Source organism: Dyella sedimenti, from assembly GCF_022760995.1.
Classification (GTDB): domain Bacteria; phylum Pseudomonadota; class Gammaproteobacteria; order Xanthomonadales; family Rhodanobacteraceae; genus Dyella; species Dyella sedimenti.
On the sequence record NZ_JAKWJO010000017.1, the window covers coordinates 1 to 3,098 of the forward strand.

The 3,098-nt window shown below is 70.8% G+C and carries 4 protein-coding genes; all 4 read left to right on the forward strand.

All coding sequences use genetic code 11. From position 1 onward, the window contains the following. Window positions 1-13 precede the first annotated feature (13 nt). Window positions 14-430: a prepilin-type N-terminal cleavage/methylation domain-containing protein gene (locus MJ605_RS19185; RefSeq protein WP_243043151.1), complete on the forward strand. Its 417-nt coding sequence runs from the start codon at window positions 14-16 to the stop codon at window positions 428-430. A gap of 8 nt (window positions 431-438) precedes the next feature. Continuing rightward, entirely contained in the window at window positions 439-1,113 is a 675-nt protein-coding gene (locus MJ605_RS19190; RefSeq protein WP_243043148.1) for a prepilin-type N-terminal cleavage/methylation domain-containing protein, read from the forward strand. After that, window positions 1,110-1,970, forward strand: coding sequence for a type II secretion system minor pseudopilin (locus tag MJ605_RS19195; RefSeq protein WP_243043149.1), 861 nt, complete (start codon window positions 1,110-1,112; stop codon window positions 1,968-1,970). The genes MJ605_RS19190 and MJ605_RS19195 overlap by 4 nt, the downstream gene beginning before the upstream one ends. Further along, the coding region (locus MJ605_RS19200; protein WP_243043150.1) for a PilN domain-containing protein at window positions 1,967-3,098 on the forward strand (1,132 nt) is incomplete at its 3' end. The genes MJ605_RS19195 and MJ605_RS19200, both read left to right, overlap by 4 nt.

Here is a 3,098-nt window from a genome sequence, read left to right on the forward strand (position 1 = left end):
GCCACGGCGGACGATGGCGTTGGCTTTTCCTCATGCCTCGTGCGCCAGAGGCTTCAGCCTGCTTGAAGTGATCGCCGCCACATTGCTGCTGGCCATCGCCTTCGCCGCGCTGTTGCAGGTGGCCGGCGGTTCCATCGCGCTCACGCGCAATGCGGACGACCACAGCCAGGCCGCGCTGTGGGCGCGCAGCCTGCTGGATACGGTGGACATCGTCACGCCGCTGCAACCGGGCGTCACGGAAGGGCGCTTCGACGAGGAATACCGCTGGCGGCTGGCCGTCACGCCATGGGGCCCGCAGGGCCAGCCCGATCCGAAGGCATCGATGCATATGGTCAAGCTGGACCTGGACGTGTTCTGGGGACGGCGCGCGCACGAGCGTTCGGCGCACTTCAGCACGCTGCGCATGCTTGGCACGGCGAGGTCGCCATGAGCCGGTGCTTGCGGTCCCCCGCGAAGGCGCGCGGCTTCACCCTGCTCGAAGTGCTGGGTGCGCTCGCGCTGCTCGCCCTGCTGCTGGCCGGCGTGTACTCGGGCGTGCTCACCGCCACGCATGCGGTGCGTTCGGGCGAGGCCGCGATCCAGCGCCTGGATGAAGTGCGCTCGGCCCAGCAGTTCCTGCGCCGCGAGCTGGCGCAGGCGCGGGCGGTGCCGTTGGCGCGCAATGCCAAGGGCGATCCGATCTATTTCACCGGCGATGCGCGCGAACTGCGCTTCGTGGCGCCGTTGCCCGGCTACCTGGGCCGGCTGGGGCCGCAGTTGCAGCAACTGAAGCTGGTGCCCAATGGCCGCGGCGGTTCGCGGCTGGAGGCGAGCTTCGCGCTGATGCCGCCCGACGGCAGCGCGCCGCACGCGCTGGGCGAGCCGGAAGTGCTGGTGGACGATATCCGCGACGGCAGCTTCAGCTATCGCGCGCCAGATACGCCGCAGCAGCGCGGCGACTGGCGCGGGCAGTGGGACGATGCTCGCACCATGCCGCGCATCGTGCGCATCGCCTTGCGCCTGCAGGGCAACACATCCTGGCCGCAGCTCGACGCGGCGCTGCGGGTGGATCCCTCGGCGGTGCAGAACCCACTGGACCTGCTGCAAGGCCTGCAGTCGCGGAGGACGCCATGAGCTGCGCCGCCCGTCGCCAGCGTGGCGTGGCGCTGCTGGTGGTGCTGTGGGCGTGCACGTTGCTGGCGATCCTGCTGGGTGGCTACGCCATGCTCGCCCGCACCGAGGGCCTGCAGGCGCGCTACCAGTTCGCCCAGACCCAGGCGCACTACGCCGCGGAGGCGGGCCTGATGCGTGGCATCTATGCCCTGCAGGATCCGCAGGCGCCGCAGCGCTGGATCACCGATGGCCGGCCCTATCCGTTCGCCTTCGACGGCGCGCGCGTCGCCGTCAGCATCGTCAGCGAGACGGGCAAGGTCGATCTCAATGCCGCCTCGGCGGACGTGCTGCTGAACCTGTTCCGTGCCGCCGGCATGCCCGATGCCCAGGCGCAGGCGGTGACGCGCAACGTCGTCGATTGGCGCAGTTTCACGGTATCGCCAGTGAGTACGGTGCCGAACGCCGCCTATGCCCAGGCCGGCCTCGACTATGGGCCGCGGCATGGGCCGTTCGGCACCGTGGAGGAATTGCAGATGGTGCTGGGCATGGATCCGGCGGTGTACCGTGCGGTGGCCTCGCAGGTGACGCTGTGGTCGGGACGCCCGGCGCCCGATCCCAATACCGCGCCGCCGCTGGCGCTGGCCGCCATTCCCGGCATGACGCCGCAACAGGCGCAATCCATCCTGGCGTCGCGCAGCGCGGGCGTGGTGCAGCCGGTCCTGGCCGGCCTGCAAGGGGTGACGCATAGTATTCGTGCAGAAGCGACGTTGACGGACGGCACGCGTGCGGTGGTCCGCGCCACGGTGCGCCTGCAGGGCATACGCCCCAACGCATCGCCATACGCCGTGCTGCGTTGGCAGGAGGGAGACGGGGAATGAGTACGGTAGCGTTGCCGCTGCGTTCGCAGCTCGATCGACTGCGCCGGGCGTGGCGCGGCTCGCCGCTGCCGCGCTTCCTGGCATGGTGGGGCGGCGAGTTGGTGGCGTTGCTGCCGGCGCGCTGGCGGTCGCGCTTCGGCGGCGGCCTGGACTGGCGCCTGTTGCAAAGCGATGGCGAGGACTGGGTGGTGCGGCGTGCCGGGCAGCCGCCGGTGCTGGCGCGCTGGAGCAGCCAACTCGACACCGCCGCGCAGCAGGTGGCGCTTGCCGATGCGGTGCGCGGCGTCGACCGGGAGGACCTGCGCGTGGCACTGTGCCTGGACCCGTCCAGTGTGCTGCGTCCGCGCCTGAACCTGCCACTGGCCGCACGCGACAACCTGCGCCAGATCGGCGCCTTCGAGATGGATCGCCAGACCCCGTTCCGGGTGGAGCAGGTGCGCTACGACGTGCGCGAGTTGCGCCACGTGGCGGCGCCGGCCGGACGCTTCGCGGCGGAGCTGGTGGTGGTGCCTCGGGCCATCCTCGATCCGCTGCTGGCACGGTTGGCCGCCTCGGGCCTGACGGTGGATGCGGTGGACGTGGCGATCGGCGACGACCGCCTCGGCATCAACCTGTTGCCGCCCGAGCTGGCGCCGCGACGCCAGCATCCGCGTCAGCGCCTGAATCTCGGCCTGGGCCTCGCCGCGCTGGCATTGCTGCTGCTGGCGCTGCTGCAGTTCCTGCACAACCGCGAGAGCGCGCTGGAGCAGATGCGCAGCGAGGTGGAGGCCCTGCGCGCCGATGCGCAGCAGGTGGCCACGCTGCGCCAGCAACTGCAGGACAATGCGGGCGCCGCCGGATTCCTGGCGCAGCGCAAGCTGCATACGATATCTGCGCTGGCGCTGCTGCAGGACATCAGCCAGCGCCTGCCCACCACGGCATGGCTGGAGCGCCTGAGCGTCGACAACAACGGCCAGGTCGGCTTCCAGGGGCAAAGCCCGCAGGCGGCGCGCCTGGTCGATGCCTTGAAAGGCTCGCCAGTGATTACCGATGCGACCTTCCAGGGCACCATCCAGGCCGATCCGACCACCGGCAAGGAGCGCTTCTACATGGTGGCGCAGCTGCGCAAGCCGGCCGAGGGCAAGGCCA

Excerpts from the sequence above, each read along its gene's own strand:
- MJ605_RS19185 (WP_243043151.1), top strand. The coding sequence starts at position 14 with ATGGCGTTGGCTTTTCCTCATGCCTCGTGCGCCAGAGGCTTCAGCCTG.
- MJ605_RS19195 (WP_243043149.1), top strand. The coding sequence starts at position 1,110 with ATGAGCTGCGCCGCCCGTCGCCAGCGTGGCGTGGCGCTGCTGGTGGTG.